The organism is Streptomyces sparsogenes subsp. cuspidosporus (genome assembly GCF_039532705.1).
GTDB classification, from domain to species: Bacteria; Actinomycetota; Actinomycetes; order Streptomycetales; family Streptomycetaceae; genus Streptomyces; species Streptomyces sparsogenes.
On record NZ_BAAASD010000041.1, the window covers coordinates 1 to 19,806 of the forward strand.

Below are 19,806 nucleotides of genomic sequence, written 5' to 3' on the forward strand. Positions count from 1 at the left end.
CGCAAGATACTGATGGGGGCTGATCGAACGAGGCAATAGGGAGACCGCACACCGGTTTCCGCCGGACCATGTGGGAGTTGCCCATGGGCGATCACCGGAGGGGGCGGCCATCCGCAGGGGGCGTCCGGGAGCCCCGGCCGGCTGTCATGGCAAAGACCCCCGGACCCCCGGCCCAGGGGGTCCGCGTCCTGCCGACGGGCGGGGCGATGAGCGCCGGGCGCCTCGCCCGCCTCCACGCCCCGCCCGTCCTCGTCCTCCGCCGATCGCGGGATGCTCAGCCCCGGACCACCGTCAGCCCCTCGGGCGCCGTCACGTCCACCGCCCCGTCCGCCGCCAGCGCGATGTCCAGCCGGCCCCCGCCGACCTGGAGCCGGGTCACCGACAGTGGGGCGTACGCGCCGGCGAAGGCGGGCGCCACCGTGACCGTGCCGCCGGGGACGTCCGCGTCCAGGCCGAGGGCCGAGCGCAGCACCAGGACCGAGGAGGCGGCCGCCCACGCCTGGGGGCGGCAGGAGGCGGGATACGGGGCGGGGTGCGGGCCCGCCGCGGCGCCGTGGCCGGCGAACAGCTCGGGCAGCCGGCCGGCGAACGCCGCCGACGCCGACAGCAGCCCCGCCGCCAGCGGAGCCGCCGCCTCCGGGAAGCCGGCCCTGACCAGGCCGTGCACCGCGATCGCGGTGTCGTGCGGCCAGATCGAACCGATGTGGTAGCCGTACGGGTTGAAGCCCACCGAGTCGCTGCTCAGGGTGCGCAGGCCGTGGCCCGAGTCCAGGTCGGGGCCGGCCAGTCGGGCCGCCAGCGCCGCGCTCTCCTCCCGGTTCAACAGGCCCGTGCCGAGGAGGTGGCCGAAGCCCGAGGTGACCGAGTCCACCGGCCGGCCGTCGCGGTCCAGCGCGACCGCCGGGTACGGGCCCCGGGCGTCCTCCACCCAGAAGCGCTCCCGGAAGCGGGTGGCGAGCGCCTCCGCCCACTCCTCCCACCCGTCCGCGCCCGGCCGCCCGAACGCGCGCAGCAGCGCCGCCCCGCCCCGCGCGGCCTCGTACGCGTACGCCTGCACCTCGCACAGCGCGATCGGCGGCTCGGCGAGCCGGCCGTCGCGGTGGCGGATGGCGTCGCCGGAGTCCTTCCAGCCCTGGTTGGCCAGGCCCCGGCCGGTCCGGTCGACGTACTTGAGGAAGCCGTCGGGGTCCCCGGCCGCCTGGTCGCGCAGCCACGCGAGCGCCGACTCCGTGTGCGGCAGCAGCTGTTCCACCTGGTCCGGGGCCAGCCCCCAGCGCCAGGCGTCGTGCAGCAGGGTGATCCACAGCGGGGTCGCGTCGACCGTGCCGTAGTACACCGGCGGGAGGGAGAACGCGTCGGTGAAGTTCTGTGTGCCGCGCCGCACCTCGTGCAGGATCTTCCCCGGCTGCTCCTCCGTGGCCGGGTCGGCCGCCGTGCCCTGGCGGCGGGCGAGCGTGCGCAGCGTGCCGGCCGCGAGCTCCGTGCCGAGCGGGAGCAGCATGCGGGCGGCCCACAGCGCGTCGCGGCCGAAGAGGGTCAGGAACCACGGGGCGCCGGCGGCCAGGAACTGATCCACGCCGTGGGCGCCGTCCGGGTGCCCCTCCCCGGAGCGGGGGTCCATCAGGCGCAGGCGGTCCGCGTCGGCGACCGACTGGTCCAGCCACTGGTCGAAGCGGCGGTCCGCGCTGCGCAGGGCGGGGGCACGCCACGGGACGGCGTCCGCCGGGGCCGCCGGGAACTGGTCGCCGTCCGCGTAGGCCGCCGTGCAGCGCAGCGTCACCGCCCATGAGGCGCCGGGGTCCAGCTCGACGTCGTACGACAGCCGGCCCTCCGCCGCCTCCAGCGCGTCCGGCGCCGGCTCGCTGACCAGGCGTACGGCGAACCCGTCGCGGGACCACGCCAGACCGCTGCCCCCGGCGCCCCCCGGCTCTCCGGCTCCTTCCGCGCCCTCGGGCCGTGCCGGGACCGGGTCCAGGGTGTGGCCCGACTTCACCCGCTCCATCGGGGCGAGGTCCGTGGCGGCCGTGACCGTCAGCCGGAAACCGACCCGCTGGTTGCCCGCGTTGGTGACCTCGAACGTCTCCTCGAGCCGCCCGGCCGCCACGGTCCGGCGGCGGTGCAGGCCCACCGCCGGGTCGGGCGTCACCTCGCCGAGCCCGCGCAGGATCGCCCGGAAGTCCGCCCGGTCGGCCCCCCGGAGTCCACCGCCGACCGGCGCCAGGACGATGGGCCCGGCCGCGACGGACAGGTGGGACAGCGCCCTGAGGTCGCCGTGGTAGAAGCCGTCCGCACCCCCGCCGAGCTGCCCGTCCGCGCGCGAGACCACAAAGCTCGGCGCGTGGAGAGTGACGACCGCGTCGTGCAGGAACGGCTGCAGGTCCCCGGCGGCCGAAACAGCGGCCGAAGCGGGGACCGGGGCGGAGCCGTTGATGTCCTGGGTCTTGACAGTGGTGTCCAAAAGAGTAGAACCTCTCAGCGTTAGATCGTTCCAAAGACCCTAACGGCCTCTTCGGAGCGCTGACAATGCTTTTGGAACGCTCAAATCAAGTCGTGAGTCAGGGCCCAGGCCCTCGTACGTCGGAGACCCGTATGCCCCGCTCCACCAACAGTCCTCCGCCCAAGGGCGGCTCGGTGACCCTGGCCATGGTCGCCCGCCGGGCCGGTGTCTCCCCGCAGACCGTGTCCAACGCGATCAACTCGCCGGACCTGCTGCGCCCCGAGACGCTGGAGCGGGTCCGCCGGGCGATCGACGAGATGGGCTACCGCCCGAGCCGGGCCGCGCAGACGCTGCGCACCCGCTCCAGCAAGCTGATCGGCTACGGCATCCAGCCGGCCCCGGACGGCAATCCGCCCCCGGTCATGGACCGCTTCCTGCACGCCCTGTCCCAGGCCGCCGACGAGGCCGGCTACCGGATCCTGCTGTTCGCCTGCCCGCCCGGCGGCCCGAGCCTGGACGGGTACGAGGAACTGCTCGCCCGGCATGACGTCGACGGCTTCGTGCTCAGCAACACCGCCCGCCAGGACCCGCGCCAGGCGTGGCTCGCCAAGCGGGGCGTGCCGTTCGTCGGATTCGGCCGGATGTGGTCGGGCCGGCAGATCGGCGACTGGGTCGATGTCGACGGCGCGTTCGGCACCGACGCCGCCGTGGAGCACCTGGTCGCCCTCGGCCACCGCAGGATCGCCTTCCTGGGCTGGCCGCGCGGCTCCGGCGTCGGTGACGACCGCGCCGAGGGCTGGCAGCGGGCCATGCGCCGGCACGGGCTGCCGACGCGCGGGCGGCGCGCGGAGAGCGCGGGGGACGTCGAGGCGGCCCGTACCGCCGTCAAACCCCTGCTGGACGCGGGCGCCACGGCCGTGGTCGCGGCCAGCGACACCCTGGCGCTCGGCTGCTACCACGCGCTGCGTGAGCGCGGCGCCATCCCGGGCCGGGACCTCGCCGTGGTCGGCTTCGACGACTCGCCGACCGCCGCGATCCTCTCCCCTTCCCTGACCACGGTCGCCCAGCCGCTCGAGGCGGTCGGCCGGGAATGCGTACGGCTGCTGCTGGCGCGGATGGCCACCCCGGACGCGCCCCCCGGGCGCGTCCTGCTGGAGCCGTCCCTCGTCGTCCGCGACAGCGCCCGCGCAGCGGCGCGCTGAGCCGCACGTACCACCCAGAACCACCCACGGAGGAATCATGGCCACCCGCACGGCCGCCGCTCTCGTCACCTGCGCGGCGATCCTGGCCGCCACCGGCTGTTCGTCGAGTTTCGGCGGCGACAAGGAAACCAAGCAGGACACCGGCGCCGGACAACACCTGAAGGTACTCATAGCCACCTCGGGCGACGCCGAGACCAAGGCGGTCAAGGAGGCCGTGGCCGCGTACGAGAAGCGGTCCGGCAACACGGTGACCGTCGAGGCCGCCAAGGACATGAACCAGCAGCTGGCCCAGTCCTTCGCCGGCCACAAGCCGCCGGACGTCTTCTACGTCAACTCCGACCAGTTCGCCAACTACGCCAAGGGCGGCTCCCTCTACCCGTACGGCGACAAGATCAAGGACGCGGACGACTTCGCCGAGCCCCTGCGCTCCTCCTTCACCTACGACGGGAAGCTGGTGTGCCTGCCCAAGGACACCTCCACCCTCGCCCTCGCCGTCAACACCGACCTGTGGAAGAAGGCCGGGCTGACCGAGAAGGACTACCCGACCTCCTGGGACGAGCTGCGGAAGGTCGCCGCCAAGCTGACCGGCGACGGAGTCACCGGCCTGGTCACCAGCGACGAGTACCAGCGGCTCGGCGTCTTCATGAAGCAGGCGGGCGGCTGGATCACCGACGCCGGGCAGACCAGGATGACCGCCGACAGCGCGCCGAACGCCGAAGGGCTCGGCTATGTGAAGTCCCTGCTGCGATCCGGCTCGATGAAGTACGCCAAGCAGGTCGACACCAGCTGGGGCGGCGAGGCCTTCGGTAAGGGCAAGGCCGCCATGACCATCGAGGGCAACTGGCTGACCGGCGCCATGAAGCTCGACTACCCGGACCTGAAGTACAAGGTGGTCCCGCTGCCCGCCGGCCCGGCCGGCAAGGGCACCCTCGCCTTCAGCAACTGCTGGGGCGTGGCCCAGGAGAGCGCCCACCGGTCGGCGGCCGTGGACCTGGTGAAGTACCTCGGCTCCGGCGACCAGCAGCTGAAGTTCGCGGACGCCTTCGGCGTGATGCCCTCCCGCACCAGCGCCCTGGCCACCTACGCCAAGCGGGTGCCGGAGGCCAAGGCGTGGGTCGACGCAGGCGCCTACGCGCAGGGCCCGGTGACCGTCGCCGGGTTCGAGAAGGTGCTCGGCCAGTTCAACACCGACCTGCAGTCGCTGCGCACCGCCGACCCGAAGAAAATCCTCGCCGACCTGCAGCGCAACGGCGAACAGGCGCTCGCGAAGGGCCACTGAGCCGTCATGTCCTTCCGCGCCACCACTCCCCGTACGACGCGCCGCACCCTCCGCGGCGCGCCGTCCGGCCCCCGCCCCACAGCGGGCGGGGGTCCCCGCACGGCCGGCTCGCCGGGCGCACCTGACGCGCCCGGCGGGTCCGGTCCCCACGCGGCGCCCCGCACCCCCAACACCCCGCCCGCGGGGCGCCGCGGCAAGGAAGGCGCCTGGGGCTGGCTGTTCGTCAGCCCCATGGTGCTGGTCCTCGGCCTCTTCCTGGTGCTGCCCATCCTGATGGCCCTGTGGGTGAGCCTGCTGGACTGGAACGGGCAGTCCAACCCGTTCAGCGGGCAGGCGAAGTTCGTCGGCCTCGACAACTACCGGGCGCTGCTCACCGAGGACGGCCTCGACCGCACCCTGTTCGCCACCTCGCTGCGCAACAACGCCTACTACGTGCTGCTGACCGTGCCGCTGCAGACCGTGCTCGCGCTGACCCTGGCGCTCATCGTCAACCAGCGGCTGCTGCGCGGACGCAGCGCCCTGCGTACCGCGTTCTTCTTCCCGTCCGTCACCAGCTCGGTCGCGGTCGCCACCGTCTTCCTCTTCCTCTTCCAGGGCAGCGGGGCCGTCAACACGCTGCTGTCCTGGATGGGCGTGCACGGCCCGAACTGGTTCGCCGACTCGCGCGGGGTGCTCTCGCTGCTGCTCGGCGCCCTGGGGATCGTGGACCCCGACCACCCCACGGGTCTGCTCGCCGATCACTCCTTCATGGGGCTGTCCTGGTACGAGTGGCTGTCCGGGCCGTCCATCGCGATGTGCACGATCATCCTGCTCGCCGTGTGGACCACCTCCGGCACCTTTATGCTGATCTTCCTCGCGGCCCTCCAGGACATCCCCCGGGAGCTGGAGGAGGCGGCGGCCCTGGAAGGCGTGAACCGCCGCCAGCTGCTGCGCCACGTCACCCTGCCCGCCCTGCGGCCGGTGCTCTTCCTCGTCCTCACCCTGGGGCTGATCGCCACCTGGCAGGTCTTCGACCAGGTGTATGTGATGGGCCAGGGCGCCCCGGGCAACACCACGCTGACGCCCGCCTTCCTGTCGTACGCGTCCGCCTTCGACGACGCCGACTTCGGGCAGGGCGCGGCCATCGCCTTCATCCTGCTCGCGCTGATCCTGTGCATCACCGCCCTGCAGCGCTGGGCGCTGCGCGAGCGCGGCGCCCGCCCCCGGAGGAACCGATGAACACCAAGGCCACGCCCGCCGCCTCCCCGGCGCAGGGGCGCCCGGTGCTCGGCCGCTTCCCGCTGCCGCTGCGGGTGCTGGGATACGCGCTGGTGGTGGGGGTCGGGCTGCTGTATCTGCTGCCGTTCGTACTCCAGTTGGTGACCGGGTTCAAGACGGACCCGGACGCGGCGGCACACCCGCTGGGGCTGCTGCCCACCACCCCGACCACCGCCGCCTACCAGCGGCTGTTCGGGCTGAGCGAGGCCGGTGACGGGGTGCCCTTCCTGCGCTGGCTGGGCAACTCGGCCCTCGTCGCGGTCGTGGTCACGGCCGGGCGGGTGCTGTTCGACTCGATGGCGGGATACGCGCTGGCGCGGCTGCGCTTCCCGGGCCGCTCGCTGCTGTTCGCCTTCGTGCTCGCGGTGATGGCGGTGCCGGGGGTGGCCCTGCTGATCCCCAAGTTCCTGGTGCTGAACACCTTCGGGCTGTTCGACACCTACACCGGGATGATCGTTCCACTGCTGGTGGACGCGGCGGGCATCTTCATCATGAAGCAGTTCTTCGAGTCGGTCCCCCGGGAGGTCGAGGAGGCCGCCCGGGTGGACGGGGCCGGGGTGTTCCGGACGTTCTGGTCGGTGGTGCTGCCCATGGCCCGCCCCGCACTGATCACCCTGACGATCCTGTCGTTCCAGGGCTCGTGGAACGAGTTCACGCACTTCCTGGTGGCCACCCAGTCCGGGCAGTACGAGACGCTGACGACCGGGCTCGCGCGGTTCGTCTCGGGGGGGGCTGGGCGGCGGCACGCAGTATCCGCTGAAGCTGGCGGCGGCCCTGCTGGCGACGCTGCCGGTGGCGGCGCTGTTCTTCTGCTTCCAGCGCTACTTCGTGCAGGGGGCCAACGCGGGGGCGGTCAAGGAGTAGGGCCCGCCCGCCGACCGTCCCCCCGGCCGTCCCCCCGACCGTCCCCCCGGCCGTCCGCGCGAACGGCCGGGGGACGGTCGGTTCGGCTATGGCGCGTCTTGACTCTTGCCGACTGAAAAAGTTCGGAAGACACTCCGGAATGTTTCACCACTGTCGCCGGAAGTCTCGGAAGTCACCGGGAGCCCCGGAAGTCGAGAGGTGGCGGCATCGTGGTCCCCCCCCACCAAGGAAGGCGATCATGACAAGGTTACGACGCCTGGTCACCGGCTCCATCGCTCTGGTGTCCCTGCTCTTCGCACTGGTCACCACCACCGGCACCGCCCAGGCCGCGCACGCCGAGCGCGCCGCCGGGGTGCGGATCATGCCGCTCGGCGACTCGATCACCGACGGTTACAACGTACCGGGCGGCTACCGCGTCGACCTGTGGCAGAAGTTCGTGGCGGGCGGCCGCACCGTCGACTTCGTCGGCTCCCAGTCCAACGGGCCGAGCAGTCTCGGCGACCGCAACCACGAGGGCCACTCCGGATGGACGATCGGTCAGATCGACAACAACGTCGTGAACTGGCTCCGCACCTACACCCCGCGCACCGTGCTCCTGCACATCGGCACCAACGACATGTACGGGAGCGACCCCGCCGGAGCACCGGCCCGGCTCTCCACCCTGCTCGACCACATCACCGCCACGTCCCCCACCACGGAGGTCTTCGTGGCCACGATCATCCCCATATCCTTCGCCGACTCGACCGTCCGGACCTTCAACGCGGCGATCCCCGGCATCGTCCGGAGCAAGGTGAACGCCGGCAAGCGCGTCCATCTGGTCGACATGTACCGGGCGCTCACCACCGCCGACCTGGCGGACGGAGTGCACCCGAACGCGGGCGGCTACAGCAAGATGGCCAACGTCTGGTACAGCGCGCTCCTCTCGGTGCCCGGCAGCATGGGCGCCAGGGGCCCGGCCGGGGCGGGCGACGCCCTGGTCACTCAGGGAGCCGGTACACCGACACATGGGAGCGCGATTCGGCGGTGAACTCGGCGCCCCGCCAGTCCGCGTGCCGGGACTCGAGCTCGAACCCGGCCAACTGGGCCATCAGATCGAGCTCCGCCGGCCAGATGTAGCGGTGCGGACTGCGGAACACCCGGGCGTCCCTGCCCTCGCCGAACCGGAAGTGGTGCGAGACGACCTGCTGGCGCAGCACGTCATAGGTGTCCAGGCCGATGTAGCCGGCCTCGGACCGCCAGACCACCGCCTGCTGGCCGGGCGGAAGCTTCCGCACCTCCGGGACCCACAGCTCGATGACGAACCGGCCACCCGGGCCGAGGTGGCGGGCGGCGTTGCGGAAGCACGCCACCTGCTCGGCCTGGGTGAGCAGGTTGGAGATCGTGTTGTAGACGAGATAGACGAGCCGGAACGGGCCCGGAGCCTCGGCGGTCGCCATGTCGCCGAGGACGACCGGGATCGTCGCCTCATCCGCCTTCGTCCGCAGCTGGTCGAGCATCGGCCGCGACAACTCGATGCCGGTGACCGGCACGCCGCGCCCCGCGAGCGGGACGGCCACCCGGCCGGTTCCGATGGCGAACTCCAGAGCCCGCCCGCCGTCGGCGAGTGCGGCGAGGCGGTCGACCGTGGGCTCCAGCACCTCCGGCGCGAACATGCCGGTGCCGGGCGTGTCATACCCCTGGGCGGCCTCCGCGTCCCAGATCTCGTCCTGTCGCATGCGGGCCACGATTCCGCGCGCGACCGTCGGCGTCCACCGAATTTGCCACCGAATGTGCCCCGCCCCTCTGGCCGGTCACGGACGCGGCGATGAGTTTTCCCCGCCCGGGGAGTCTCACCACCGTCAACCACCGCACAGGAGGAACACATGGCTCAGCTTCTGAGAGTCCAGAACTTCAACGTCTCGAGCGACGGCATCGGCGCCGGGGAGGACCAGAGCCTCGAAAATCCCTTCGGCCATGTCGATCCCGGGCGGCTGTTCGCCTGGGCCGGCGCCACGGCGAGCTGGCCCATGCGCACCGACCCCGGCGGCAGCCGGGGCCTCGACGACTACTTCACCCGGGACTTCGCGCACAACATCGGCGCCGAGATCATGGGCCGCAACAAGTTCGGGCCCCAGCGCGGCCCCTGGCAGGACCACCAGTGGCGCGGCTGGTGGGGCGACGAGCCCCCCTTCCACACCCCGGTGTTCGTCCTGACCCACCACGAGCGTCCCTCGTTCACGCTCTCCGACACCACGTTCCACTTCGTGTCCGGCGACCCGGCCACCGTCCTGGAACAGGCGCGGAAGGCGGCGGGGGGCAAGGACGTCCGCCTCGGCGGCGGGGTCAGCACCATTCGGCAGTTCCTCGACGCCGACCTCGTCGACACCCTGCACGTGGCGGTCTCGCCGGTGAAGCTCGGGACCGGCCTCAGGCTCTGGGAGTCCCCCGATGAGCTGCTCGACCGCTTCCACCTCGACGTCGTGCCCAGCCCGAGCGGTGTGACGCACCACCTGTTCTGGCGGAAGTGACGCCGAGGCGCGCTGCCGCCGGGTCCCCCCGGCGGCATGCCGCGACCGCCCGGACCCGGCCGGCCCGAACCCCGGCGGCCCGTTACCCCGGCCGGCCCGTCACCCCGGTCGCCCGCCGCCCCGGCCGGCCCGTCACCCCGGCCGGGGGCCTTCGGCCTCTCGGGCGACGTCCGCGAGCAGTTCCAGGGCCAGCCGCCGCAGCTCCGGGCCGGCCTTCTCCGGGCTGCCGGTGTCGAAGGGCGGGTCGGGGTCGTACTCCACGGCGAGCTGCATCGCCTGGGCGACCCGCTCGTTCGACAGCCGGGCGGCGAGGTGCAGCCCCATGTCGATGCCCGCGGAGACCCCGGCCGCGGTGATGATCTTCCCGGCCTCGACGAACCGCCCCGGGGCGCAGACCGCGCCGGCGTCCGCCAGATGGGGCCGGGAGGCCCAGTAGGTGGTGGCGGGCAGGCCGCGCAGCAGCCCGGCGGCGCCCAGGATCAGCGAGCCCGTGCACACCGAGGTGGTCCAGGTGGAGTGGCGGTGGACGCGGCGGATGAAGTCGAGGACCGCGGTGTTGGCCATGGTCGCCGTGGTGCCGCGCTCACCGCCGCCCGGCACCAGCAGCACATCGGCCCGCTCCACGCTCGCCAGCGAGCGCGTCGCCACCAGGGTCAGCTCCCCGGTGTCGGTACGAATGGGCCCGGCGCGCTCGGCCACCATGGTCACGCTCACCCCCGGCAGCCGGCACAGCACCTCGTACGGCCCGACCGCGTCCAGCGCGGTGAACCCGTCGTACAGCAGCACCGCCACCCGCATCGCGACACCTCCTCGTTTCCGTGTCCGCTCTACGACGTCGAGGAGGCGGTCCAGACCGTCCCGCGCGCCTCGTACTCCAGCATGTTCTCCCCACCGGTGGCGGCGTCCGCCCCCAGCTCGCGGGCGACCAGCCACAGGCCCAGCTCCAGCCCCGAGGTGATGCCTCCGGTGGTGACGAGGTCCCCGTCGTCGACCACGCGGGCGTTCTTCCCGTCCCGTACGCCCCGCGGATCAGCCGGGGGCGTCCGGTGGTGACGAACCGCACCCGCACCCCCTGCGGGCTGTGCATGGCCGAGGCCGAGAACACCTCGTACGGAGCGACGCAGTCCAACTCCTCGACGCCGTCGAACATCACGATGTCGACGCGCAGGGGGCCGGACCACCGTGGCGCGGCGGTGGCGCTCCCGGTGTTCAGCGACGTGGCCGTCAGCGTGCCGGCCGCCAGGGTCGCGGCGCCGGCGGCTGTGGTCCGCCGAAGGAAGTGTCTGCGTTCCAAAGGTGGCCTCCTGGGTCCGCCCGGCCTCTTTCCCGGTGTCCGGGGCCGTGCCGCCGCGCGGGTGCGCGGTGCTGCGCGGCCGGTCCGGTTCAGTAGTCGGACGGAGGGCGGAGGGAGTTCCGGGGGAGCGGAAGGAACGCCGGCGCGTTCGGGCCGCGATCAGGTCATGCGGCGGGCGGGCCCTCCACCGGGCCGCTCAGGCCGGATACGCGTGGGTCTGGGCCGCCTTGACCGTGGCCCAGACCGTGGCCCCGGGGTGGAGGCCGAGTTCGGCGGCGGCGACCGTGGTCAGATCGGCGGCCAGGGGCAGCTCGCCGGTGAGGTCGGCGCGGATCCGGTCGCCGTGGGTCTCCAGGCCGGCCACCTCGCAGCGCCAGAGGTTGCGGGCGCTTGAGCCGGACGGGCGGTCCCGGTGCAGGGTCACGGCGCTCGGCGGGAACGCGACGAACACCGGGCCGGTGAGGTCCTCGACGGTCGTGATCCCGGGCCCGCCGTCGACACGCACCGTGTGTCCCCGGGCCTGCCCCCGGTAGAGGTTGAGGCCGACCAGGTGGGCGATGTAGTCGGTGCGCGGGTGGCGGGCGATGTCGGAGGGCGCGCCCTCCTGGACGATGCGGCCGTCCTCGACGACGACGAGGCGGTCGGCCAGGACCATGGCGTCCAGCGGATCGTGGGTGACCAGCACGGCGACCGCTTCGAAGTCGGCCAGGTGGCGCCGGAGTTGGGCGCGGACATCGAGGCGGGTGCGGGCGTCGAGGGCGGCGAGCGGCTCGTCGAGGAGCAGCAGCCGGGGATGGGTGGCCAGGGCGCGGGCGAGGGCGACGCGCTGGGCCTGGCCGCCGGAGAGGCGGCGGGGCTTGACGGAGGCGTGTCCGGCCAGGCCCATGCGGTCCAGCCAGGCGGCGGCCTGGGCGCGCGCCTCCGCCCTGGACGCTCCGTGGCAGCGCGGTCCGAACGCCACGTTGTCGAGCGCGGTGAGGTGGGGGAAGAGCAGATAGTCCTGGAAGACCACGCCGACCGGCCGGGACTCGGGCGGCGTACGGTCCAGCTCGGCGCCGTCCAGCCGCAGATGGCCGTCGGCGAGCGGGAGGAGACCGGCGAGGGCGCGCAGGGCGGTGGTCTTGCCGGCGCCGTTCGGGCCGAGGAGGGCGACCACGTCCCCGGGCGCGGCCGTCAGCGCCACGTCGAGGCGGAAGGCGCCGCGCTCGACCACCAGCCGGGCGTCCAGTCCCTCGCCGGCCGGGCCGGGGACGCCGGCGGCCTGCCGCGCGGACTTGTGGGTGTCGGTCACGAGGCGGCCATCCAGCGGTCCCGCAGCCCCGCCAGGACCGCGATCGACATGGCCAGCAGGACCAGGCTGAGCGCGATCGCCGCCTCCGGGTCGTTCTGGAGGGCGAGATACACGGCCAGCGGCATGGTCTGCGTACGGCCGGGGAAGTTGCCGGCGAAGGTGATCGTCGCGCCGAACTCGCCGAGCGCCCGCGCCCAGGCCAGCACGGCGCCCGCCGCGATCCCGGGGGCGATGAGCGGCAGGGTGACCCGGCGGAAGGCGGTGAAGCGGGAGGCGCCGAGCGTGGTGGCCGCCTCCTCGTAGCGGGGGTCGGCGGCCCGCAGCGTGCCCTCCACGCTGATGACCAGGAACGGCATCGCCACGAACGCCTCCGCGACCACGACCCCGGTGGTGGTGAACGGCAGGGTGATCCCGAACCAGTCGTCCAGCCAGTGCCCCACCACGCCGTTGCGGCCGAGCGCCATGAGCAGGGCCACCCCGCCCACCACCGGGGGCAGCACCAGCGGCAGCGTCACCAGGGCGCGTACGAGGCCGCGCCCGGGGAACTCCACCCGCGCCAGCAGCCAGGCCAGCGGCACCCCGATCACCAGGCTCACCGCGGTCGCCGCCGTGGCGCAGACCAGGGACAGCTGGAGCGCCTGCCATACCTCGGTGCTGGTCAGCAGGTCGGGCATGCTCCGCCAGGGGGCCCTGACCAGCAGCGCGAGGAGCGGAAGGGTCAGGAACGCCAGGCCGATCAGCGCGGGCAGCAGAAGGGGCGGCGGGGCGCCCCCGCGGGCGCGGCGGGGCCGCCGGCCGGCCGTGCGGGGGCCGGCCGCGGCGCCGGTCTCGTCGAGCGGGGTCACGGCTCGAGGAACCCGGCCCCGCCCAGGACCTTCTGGCCCTCGGCGGACCGCACCAGCGCGATGAACGCCTTGGCGACCTCGGCGTTCCGCGCGTTCTTGAGCAGGGCGATCGGATAGTCGTTGACGGCCTTGGCCGACTCGGGGAACTCCACGCCCTCCACCTTGTCCCCGGCCGCCTTCACGTCGGTCTTGTAGACGACGGCGGCGTCGGCCTCCTTCAGCACCACCTTGTTGAGGGCCGACTTCACGTCCTGTTCGTAGGAGACGGGGGTCAGCTTCAGGCCGCTGGCGTCCAGCGCCTTCTGCGCGGCGGCACCGCACGGCACCGTCCTGTCGCACAGCACGACCTTCAGGCCGGACCTGGTGAGGTCCTTCAGGGAGGCGACCTTGTCGGGGTTGCCCGGCAGGGTGGCGATCTCCAGCTGATTGCGCACGAAGGTGGCCGGGGTGCCGACCGCGTCGCCCTTGTCCGTCACGATCTTCATGGTCTTGGGGCTGGCGGCGGCGAACACATCGGCCGGGGCGCCGCCGTTGATGCTCGCCGCGAGGCTGTCGCTGCCGCCGAAGCTGAACGTGACCTTCGTGTCCGGGTGCTCCTTCTCGAACCGCTCGCCCAGCGTCGTGAAGCTCTCCTTCAGCGAGGCGGCGGCGAACACCGTCACCTCGCCGGACAGCTTGTCCGAGGCGGAGGAGCCCCGGGTGGAGGAGTCCTTCGAGGAGGAGTCCGAGTCGGACGACGAGCAGGCGCTCACGGCCAGCAGGACGGCGGCACCCGCGCCGGTCACCTGGAGCATCCGGCGGGTCCGGCGTGCTGAACGGGTCATCAGGTCCACTCCCTCAAGGTCCTATGGACTCGGCTACGGCTTCTCGACGACCACGTTGGTCGACTTGATCACGGCGACCGCCGGAACCCCGGGCTCCAGCGCCAGCTCCTCGGCCGACTCGCGGCTGACCATCGCCACCACCCGGAACGGCCCGGCCTGGATCTCGACCTGCGCCGACACATCCCCGAGGACCACGTCCGTGACGATCCCGGAGAACCGGTTGCGGGCCGAGGAGCCGGTGGACTCCCGCTCGGCCCGGTGCATCTGCCGGGCGTACGCCGCGAGGGCCGGCCCCGGGATGATCCGGCGCCCCAGCTCGTCGCGCTCGGCGATCAGCTTCTCGCTGTCGACCAGACGCCTGACGGTGTCGACGCTGACACCGAGCAGGGCGGCCGCGTCCCCGATCCGGTAGGTGTGCATGCGCCGATCATACGTCCGCAGTTGCGAGGGGGAAGCCCCCGGCCGCGTCGCATGAGCCCAGACCGTCTCGCTGTCGGCCTGGCATGTGCGTTTCGGGCGCCGGATGTGGCGACGTGGGGGACCGGCGCCACCGGGTACCGGTGACGCCCCGCGCCCCGGGCGGCGCCGGGGTCGTGGAGGCAGACATGGACGCTTCGGTGGATCGGATAGCGCAGCCCTGGGGCGGCCGCACCCCGTACGACCGGCACGGGGGATGGCCCACCCGGGTCGACACCTTCCTGGAGGAGGGGGTCGAGCCGGAGGCGGTGCGGCGGTGGATGCAAACCGCGTCCCTCCTGCACCCCGACGGGGAGAACCGCTGGTGGGCCCACTCACGGCTCTGTGCGGTGGCCGGTCTGCGCGCCGCGGCCCGCGCGGTGCGGGGCCGGGCCGGGCACGACTGGGAGGGCCTCGCCGACACGATCCTGCGCGAGACCCGCCGTCGCTGCCTGAGCCCGCGGGGCCACTGGTCGCGGGCCGAGGACGACGAGGGTCCGGACGCCGCGCTGCTGCTGCCCCTCGCCCGCGGCTGCCTCCCCCCGGACGACCCCAGTGGCCTGCGCACGCGCCGGTTCGTCGAGGAGCGGCTGTCCGAGGACGGCTATCTCTACCGCTTCGACCACGGCGACCGGCCCCTGGGGGAGGCCGATGGAGCCTTTCTGCTGTGCGGCTTCATGATGGCCCTCGCCGCCCGCTACCAGCGGGACACCGTCGGCGCCTTCCGCTGGTTCGAACGCACCAGGGCCGCCTGTGGCCCGCCGGGGCTGTTCGCCGAGGAGTACGACGTCCGGCAGCGTCAGCTGAGGGGCAATCTGCCCCAGGCGTTCGTCCACGCGCAGCTCCTCGAGACATCCGTACGGCTGGCCGGCGACGGCTGAGCCGATGCCGAAGAAGGAGCCGTGGCACAGGGCCGCCACCACGCGGCCGGATCTCTCCTCCGGAATTTCGGGTCTAGACAGGACTGGACATGTACGACTAGCTTCCAGTCATGCCTAAACAGGTCCTCAAGCATCAGCGTATCGCCCGCGTTCTGGCCCGTGAGATCCACAGCGGCGTCCTGGAGCCGGGCAGCAAGCTGCCCGGCGAACACGCGCTCACCCGGCGCTTCGAGGTCAGCCGCACCACGGTCCGCCAAGCGCTGGACGAGCTGAGCAGACAGGGGCTGATCTCCACCCACGCGGGCGTCGGCTCCTTCGTCGCCTTCGACGGCAGCCTGCTGGACAACAGCCTGGGCTGGACCAGGGCCCTGGCCGACCAGGGTGCCCGGATCACCACGGAGGTGCTCCGCCTCGAAGCGGTGCGCGACGCCCGGCTGGCGGAGGAACTCGAACTGGACAGCGCCGAGTTCATGGCGCTCGACCGGTTGCGCGTGCTGCCGGAGGGCACCCCTGTCTCGCTGGAGCGCAGCAGGGTGCCGCTGGTCCCGGCGCTGGCCGACGTCCCGGTCGGCGGGCTCCTCGACGGCTCGCTGACCAAGACGCTGGCCGCGGCCGGGCTGCGGGCCACCCACGGCGACGAATGGGCGTCCGTGCGGCCGCTGGCCGCCGAGGAGGCGGCCCTGCTCCGCCGCCCGGAGGGAGAGGCATGGCTCAGCACCCGCCGGATCGGCCGCGGAGCGGACGGCCGGGTCGTCGAGCAGGTGACCAGCCTGCTGGACCCCGCCCGCTTCCAGCTGCACCTCGGCTTCGGCGAGCCGCCCCAGTGAGCCCGTCCAGCGAGCCCGTCCAGCGCCCGACCTACCCCCCACACCGACAGGAAGCCCGAATGAACCACCAGCACGACCGCGCGCTCGGCGCCCTGTACGGCCTGGCCATGGGGGACGCCCTGGGCATGCCCACCCAGATCATGTCCCGGCGGGCGATCACCGCCCGGTTCGGCACCGTCACCGACTTCGAACCCGGCCCGCCGGACAACCCGGTGAGCGCCGGAATGCCCGCCGGCTCGGTCACGGACGACACCGATCAGGCCCTCATCGTCGGCCGGCTGCTGATCGAGTCCGGCGGGCGCGTCGACCCCCTGCGGCTCGCGGACGAACTCCTGGAGTGGGAGCGTGCCATGAAGGCCAAGGGCTCCTTCGACCTGCTCGGCCCCTCCACCAAGGCCGCCCTGGAGGCCGTGTCCCGCGGCGTACCGCCCCAGGAGGCGGGCAGGTCCGGGTCCACCAACGGCGCGGCCATGCGCATCACCCCGGTCGGAGTGGCCTTCCCCGCCACCCCGCTGGAGCCCTTCGTCGACCGGGTGGCGGCGGCCTGCCAGGTCACCCACGACACCGGCATCGGCATCGCCTCGGCGGCCGCCGTGGCCGCCGCCGTGAGCCGGGGCATCGACGGCGGAGACCTGGAGGACGCCTTCGCCGCGGCCGTCACGGCGGCCGAGGCCGGCGCCGAGCGGGGCCACTGGGTCGCCGGCGCCGACATCGCCGCCCGCATCGGCTGGGCCGTGGACCTGGTCCGCGGCCTGCCGGAGGACCAGGCCCTGGACCGCCTCTGCGACCTGGTCGGCACCAGCGTCGCCAGCCAGGAGTCCGTCCCCGCCGCCTTCGCCGTCCTGGCCCTCGCCGAGGGCGCCCCCTGGCGGGCCTGTCTGCTGGCGGCCAACCTCGGCGGCGACTGCGACACCATCGGGGCCATCGCGGGTGCCGTCGCCGGGGCCGTCAGCGGGGCCTCGGGGCTGCCCGCCGAGGCCCTCGCCACCCTGCGCTCGGTCAACGGCCTCGACCTGGAACCGCTGGCCACCGCCCTGCTCGCGCTGCGTGCCGACGCGGCCCGATGACCCCACGCCCGGCCGGCCACCCGCACCGGAGCGCCCCCCGTAAAGAAAGACAGGTACCACCATGGCGGCTTCAGAGAACGACCGCGTGGGCTCTGTGGAGACCCGTGGCATCGAGCCGGTCCCGGACACCGAGCGCCACGGCCACGCCGGGCAGATGTTCTGGACCTGGTTCGCCGCGAACATCAGCATCCTCGGCCTGCCGCTGGGCGCGGCCCTGGTCAGCTTCCGCGGCCTGAACATCTGGCAGGCGGCCGTCGTGGCCGTGCTCGGGTCCTTCGGCTCCTTCGCCCTGGTGGGCGCGCTCAGCATCGCCGGCAAGCGGGGCGGGGCGCCCGCCCTCACGCTGTCCCGGGCGGTGTTCGGGGTCCGCGGCAACGCGGGCCCCACGCTGGTCACCTGGATGAGCCGGCTCGGCTGGGAGACCATCAACACCACCACGGCCGCCTTCGCCCTGCTGGCGTTGCTCGACGTCGCCTTCGGCATCCGGCGCAACACCGTGCTCACCGTGGTCTGTCTGCTGGTCTTCATCGGCTGCACCCTGCTGATCAGCGGCCTCGGACACGCCACCATCATGTGGATCAACAGGTGGGCCAGCTATGTCTTCGGCCTGCTCAACGTGGTCGTCATCGGCTTCCTCGCGGCCACCGTGGACTGGGGCAAGGTGTTCCACGCCCCGCTCGGATCGGTGAGCGCGATGGTCGTGGGCGTCGGCATGATCGCCGCCGGCACCGGGATCGGCTGGGCCAACACCGGCGCCGACTACGCCCGTTACCTGCCCCGGCGGATCCCCGGCGGGCGGCTCGTGGCCGCGTCCGCGTTCGGCGCCGGCATTCCGCTCGTCGTGCTGATCTCGCTGGGCTCCCTGCTCGCGGCGGGTGAGCCGGAGCTGGCCTCCGCCTCCGACCCGGTCTCGGCCATCAACGCGATGCTGCCCAGCTGGATGTCCATCCCGTACCTCATCGCCGCCTTCGGCGGGCTGCTGCTCTCCAACCACCTGTCCGTCTACTCGGCCGGCCTCACCATGATCACCCTGGGCATACGGGTCCGGCGCACCCTCGCCGTCGGCCTGGACGTCGTCGTCACCTTCGCGGGCGGCATCTACTTCATCCTGATCGCCAAGGACTTCTACGGCCCCTTCATCACCTTCCTCACCCTGCTCGCCGTGCCGATCAACGCCTGGGTGGGCGTCTTCGCCGTCGATCTCATCACCCGCCGGTCGTACGACGGCGCGGCCCTGATGGACGTCGGGCGCTCCAGCCGCTACTGGTTCCGGGGCGGCGTCGCCTGGTCCGCGATGGCCGCCTGGGCGGTGGCCATCGTGGTGGGCCTGCTGTTCACCGAGGCGAGCACCGGCCCGACCGACGTGTGGTTCTCCGGGCCGCTCGCGCACAGCTGGATCGGCGCCAACGGGCTGGGCTGGGTGGTGACGCTGACCCTCGCGGCCGCCGTCTACGCGATCCTGCGCAGGGTGGACGGCACGGTCCGCCAGGAGGCCGCCGACCAGCGCCCCCAGCAGCAGGTCCGGCCCGCCCCGGCCACCCGGGAGATCTCATGAGCGAGCCCACCGGCGGCCGGCTGGTCCTGGCCGGCAACGCCATCGTCGACCTGGTGATGCGCGTGCCCGCCCTGCCCGAACGCGGCGGCGACACCGTCTCCCGGGACACCGCCTTCACCACGGGCGGCGGATTCAACGTCCTCACCGCCGCCCGCCGCCTGGGCCTGCCGGCCCTGTACGCGGGCGCCCACGGCACCGGGCCGTTCGGCGACCGGGTGCGGGCGGACCTCGCCCGGGAGGGCATCGGACTGGTGCTGGATCGGATCCCCGGGGTGGACACCGGATTCTGCGTCGCCCTCGTCGACGACGGCGGCGAGCGCACCTTCGCCACCAGCCTCGGCGCGGAGGCCCGGCTGACAGAGGCCGACGCCACCGCCGTGCTCGCCGCGCTGCGCCCCGGCGACATGGTGCAGGTCTCCGGATACGGGCTCGCGTATCCGGTCAATGGCCCGGTGCTCGCCTCGCTCGTCGCCCGGCTGCCGGAGCACACCCGGGTCTTCCTCGACCCCGGCCCCCTGGTCGACCAGATACCGGAGGAGGTCCTGACCCCCGTCCTGGCGCGCTGCGACTGGGTCAGCTGCAACCAGCGCGAGGCGAGGCTGCTGACCGGCCTGTCCGACGCCCACGAGGCCGCGGCAGCGCTCGCCACCCGGCTCGGCCCCCGCACCGGGGTGATCCTGCGGGCCGACGCGGCCGGCTGCCTGCTGGTCCCGCCCGGCGGCGAGCCCCTGCACCTCCCCGGCCGCCGCGTGACCGCCGTGGACAGCAACGGCGCCGGCGACGCCCACGCGGGAGCCTTCCTGGCCCTCCTCGGCCACGGGCTCGACCCGGTCACCGCCGCCGAGGGCGCCAACGCCGCGGCCGCCTTCGCGGTCACCCGCCCCGGCCCCGCCACCGGGCCGACCCTCGACGAGCTGCTCGGCTTCCTGGACGGCGACCCGCTCGCCGCACGGCTGTCCTCCGCGCTCGGGCGGTAGGGCGCCGTCCGCAACCCCCGCCGCCCCGGCGTCGGATACCGGTCAGGAATCGAGAAGCGCGCGCCACGGGGCGTCAATAGCCTGATCCCCATTGGCTCGTGGACATCCATGAAGGGAGTTCCCCATGTGTCACCCCTCCTGGGGGCAGGCGCTCGCCGAGGCGCAGCGCCGGCGGCAGCAAGGCGTGTCACCCCATCCGCCGAAGGCCGGTGAGCGGCGCGACGATCAGGTGGCAGCGGAACA

Annotated in this window: 19 protein-coding genes; 11 read left to right on the plus strand and 8 right to left on the minus strand. The window is 73.3% G+C overall.

All coding sequences use genetic code 11. The features are described 5' to 3' along the window. Window positions 1-274: 274 nt before the first annotated feature. On the minus strand, window positions 275-2,458 hold the full coding sequence (locus ABFY07_RS33605; protein ID WP_346178115.1) for an amylo-alpha-1,6-glucosidase: 2,184 nt from the start codon (window positions 2,456-2,458) through the stop codon (window positions 275-277). 131 nt (window positions 2,459-2,589) lie between these two features. Between ABFY07_RS33605 and ABFY07_RS33610 the strand changes: the two genes are divergently transcribed. The 5 genes from ABFY07_RS33610 (at window position 2,590) to ABFY07_RS33630 (ending at window position 8,066) form a co-directional block, all read left to right on the plus strand. After that, window positions 2,590-3,639 (plus strand): LacI family DNA-binding transcriptional regulator, encoded by a 1,050-nt coding sequence (locus ABFY07_RS33610; RefSeq protein WP_346178116.1) that lies wholly within the window; start codon window positions 2,590-2,592, stop codon window positions 3,637-3,639. Window positions 3,640-3,676: 37 nt separating this feature from the next. Beyond that, entirely contained in the window at window positions 3,677-4,918 is a 1,242-nt protein-coding gene (locus tag ABFY07_RS33615; protein WP_346178117.1) for a sugar ABC transporter substrate-binding protein, read from the plus strand. 231 nt (window positions 4,919-5,149) lie between these two features. After that, window positions 5,150-6,136 carry a carbohydrate ABC transporter permease gene (locus tag ABFY07_RS33620; RefSeq protein ID WP_065967847.1) on the plus strand — a complete coding sequence of 329 codons (987 nt, stop codon included), beginning with the start codon at window positions 5,150-5,152 and terminating at the stop codon, window positions 6,134-6,136. After that, window positions 6,133-7,155 carry a carbohydrate ABC transporter permease gene (locus ABFY07_RS33625; protein ID WP_346178119.1) on the plus strand — a complete coding sequence of 341 codons (1,023 nt, stop codon included), beginning with the start codon at window positions 6,133-6,135 and terminating at the stop codon, window positions 7,153-7,155. The genes ABFY07_RS33620 and ABFY07_RS33625 overlap by 4 nt, the downstream gene beginning before the upstream one ends. A 122-nt stretch (window positions 7,156-7,277) precedes the next feature. After that, on the plus strand, window positions 7,278-8,066 hold the full coding sequence (locus ABFY07_RS33630; protein ID WP_346178120.1) for an SGNH/GDSL hydrolase family protein: 789 nt from the start codon (window positions 7,278-7,280) through the stop codon (window positions 8,064-8,066). On the opposite strand, the gene ABFY07_RS33635 is transcribed toward ABFY07_RS33630, so the two are convergent. Next, window positions 8,017-8,754, minus strand: a complete 738-nt coding sequence (locus ABFY07_RS33635) for a class I SAM-dependent methyltransferase (RefSeq protein WP_346178121.1) — start codon at window positions 8,752-8,754, stop codon at window positions 8,017-8,019. The two genes, ABFY07_RS33630 and ABFY07_RS33635, sit on opposite strands and share 50 nt — an antisense overlap. Window positions 8,755-8,901: 147 nt before the next feature. Between ABFY07_RS33635 and ABFY07_RS33640 the strand changes: the two genes are divergently transcribed. Further along, on the plus strand, window positions 8,902-9,546 hold the full coding sequence (locus ABFY07_RS33640; RefSeq protein WP_346178122.1) for a dihydrofolate reductase family protein: 645 nt from the start codon (window positions 8,902-8,904) through the stop codon (window positions 9,544-9,546). 132 nt (window positions 9,547-9,678) lie between these two features. Here ABFY07_RS33640 and ABFY07_RS33645 read toward each other — a convergent pair whose 3' ends face one another. The 6 genes from ABFY07_RS33645 to ABFY07_RS33670 all read right to left on the minus strand — a co-directional run bounded on the left by ABFY07_RS33645 (window position 9,679) and on the right by ABFY07_RS33670 (window position 14,220). Then, window positions 9,679-10,344, minus strand: a complete 666-nt coding sequence (locus ABFY07_RS33645; protein ID WP_346178123.1) for a DJ-1/PfpI family protein — start codon at window positions 10,342-10,344, stop codon at window positions 9,679-9,681. Between the two features lie 29 nt (window positions 10,345-10,373). Beyond that, complete coding sequence (locus tag ABFY07_RS33650; RefSeq protein ID WP_346178124.1) at window positions 10,374-10,541, minus strand: type 1 glutamine amidotransferase family protein; 168 nt, start codon at window positions 10,539-10,541, stop codon at window positions 10,374-10,376. A gap of 495 nt (window positions 10,542-11,036) precedes the next feature. Further along, entirely contained in the window at window positions 11,037-12,131 is a 1,095-nt protein-coding gene (locus tag ABFY07_RS33655; protein ID WP_346178125.1) for an ABC transporter ATP-binding protein, read from the minus strand. Then, window positions 12,128-12,976, minus strand: coding sequence for a molybdate ABC transporter permease subunit (gene modB, locus ABFY07_RS33660; protein WP_346178126.1), 849 nt, complete (start codon window positions 12,974-12,976; stop codon window positions 12,128-12,130). Before modB ends, ABFY07_RS33655 begins: the two co-directional genes overlap by 4 nt. After that, entirely contained in the window at window positions 12,973-13,800 is an 828-nt protein-coding gene (gene modA / locus ABFY07_RS33665; RefSeq protein WP_346178127.1) for a molybdate ABC transporter substrate-binding protein, read from the minus strand. Before modA ends, modB begins: the two co-directional genes overlap by 4 nt. 33 nt (window positions 13,801-13,833) lie before the next feature. Further along, the gene (locus tag ABFY07_RS33670) at window positions 13,834-14,220 is read right to left on the minus strand and encodes a TOBE domain-containing protein (protein ID WP_346178128.1); all 387 of its coding nucleotides are present in this window, start codon (window positions 14,218-14,220) and stop codon (window positions 13,834-13,836) included. A 185-nt stretch (window positions 14,221-14,405) separates the two neighbouring features. Here ABFY07_RS33670 and ABFY07_RS33675 point away from each other — a divergent pair, with 185 nt between their 5' ends. From ABFY07_RS33675 to ABFY07_RS33695, 5 genes are all read left to right on the plus strand, one after another. Beyond that, complete coding sequence (locus ABFY07_RS33675) at window positions 14,406-15,137, plus strand: glycoside hydrolase family 15 protein (protein WP_346178129.1); 732 nt, start codon at window positions 14,406-14,408, stop codon at window positions 15,135-15,137. Window positions 15,138-15,247: 110 nt separating this feature from the next. After that, the gene (locus tag ABFY07_RS33680; protein WP_346178130.1) at window positions 15,248-15,964 is read left to right on the plus strand and encodes a GntR family transcriptional regulator; all 717 of its coding nucleotides are present in this window, start codon (window positions 15,248-15,250) and stop codon (window positions 15,962-15,964) included. 59 nt (window positions 15,965-16,023) lie between these two features. Beyond that, window positions 16,024-17,031, plus strand: coding sequence for an ADP-ribosylglycohydrolase family protein (locus ABFY07_RS33685; protein WP_065967836.1), 1,008 nt, complete (start codon window positions 16,024-16,026; stop codon window positions 17,029-17,031). A gap of 61 nt (window positions 17,032-17,092) precedes the next feature. Next, a complete protein-coding gene (locus ABFY07_RS33690; protein ID WP_346178131.1) occupies window positions 17,093-18,586 on the plus strand; it encodes a purine-cytosine permease family protein in 1,494 nt (497 codons plus the stop codon). Then, window positions 18,583-19,563 (plus strand): PfkB family carbohydrate kinase, encoded by a 981-nt coding sequence (locus tag ABFY07_RS33695; protein WP_346178132.1) that lies wholly within the window; start codon window positions 18,583-18,585, stop codon window positions 19,561-19,563. The genes ABFY07_RS33690 and ABFY07_RS33695 overlap by 4 nt, the downstream gene beginning before the upstream one ends. Window positions 19,564-19,806: the final 243 nt, after the last annotated feature.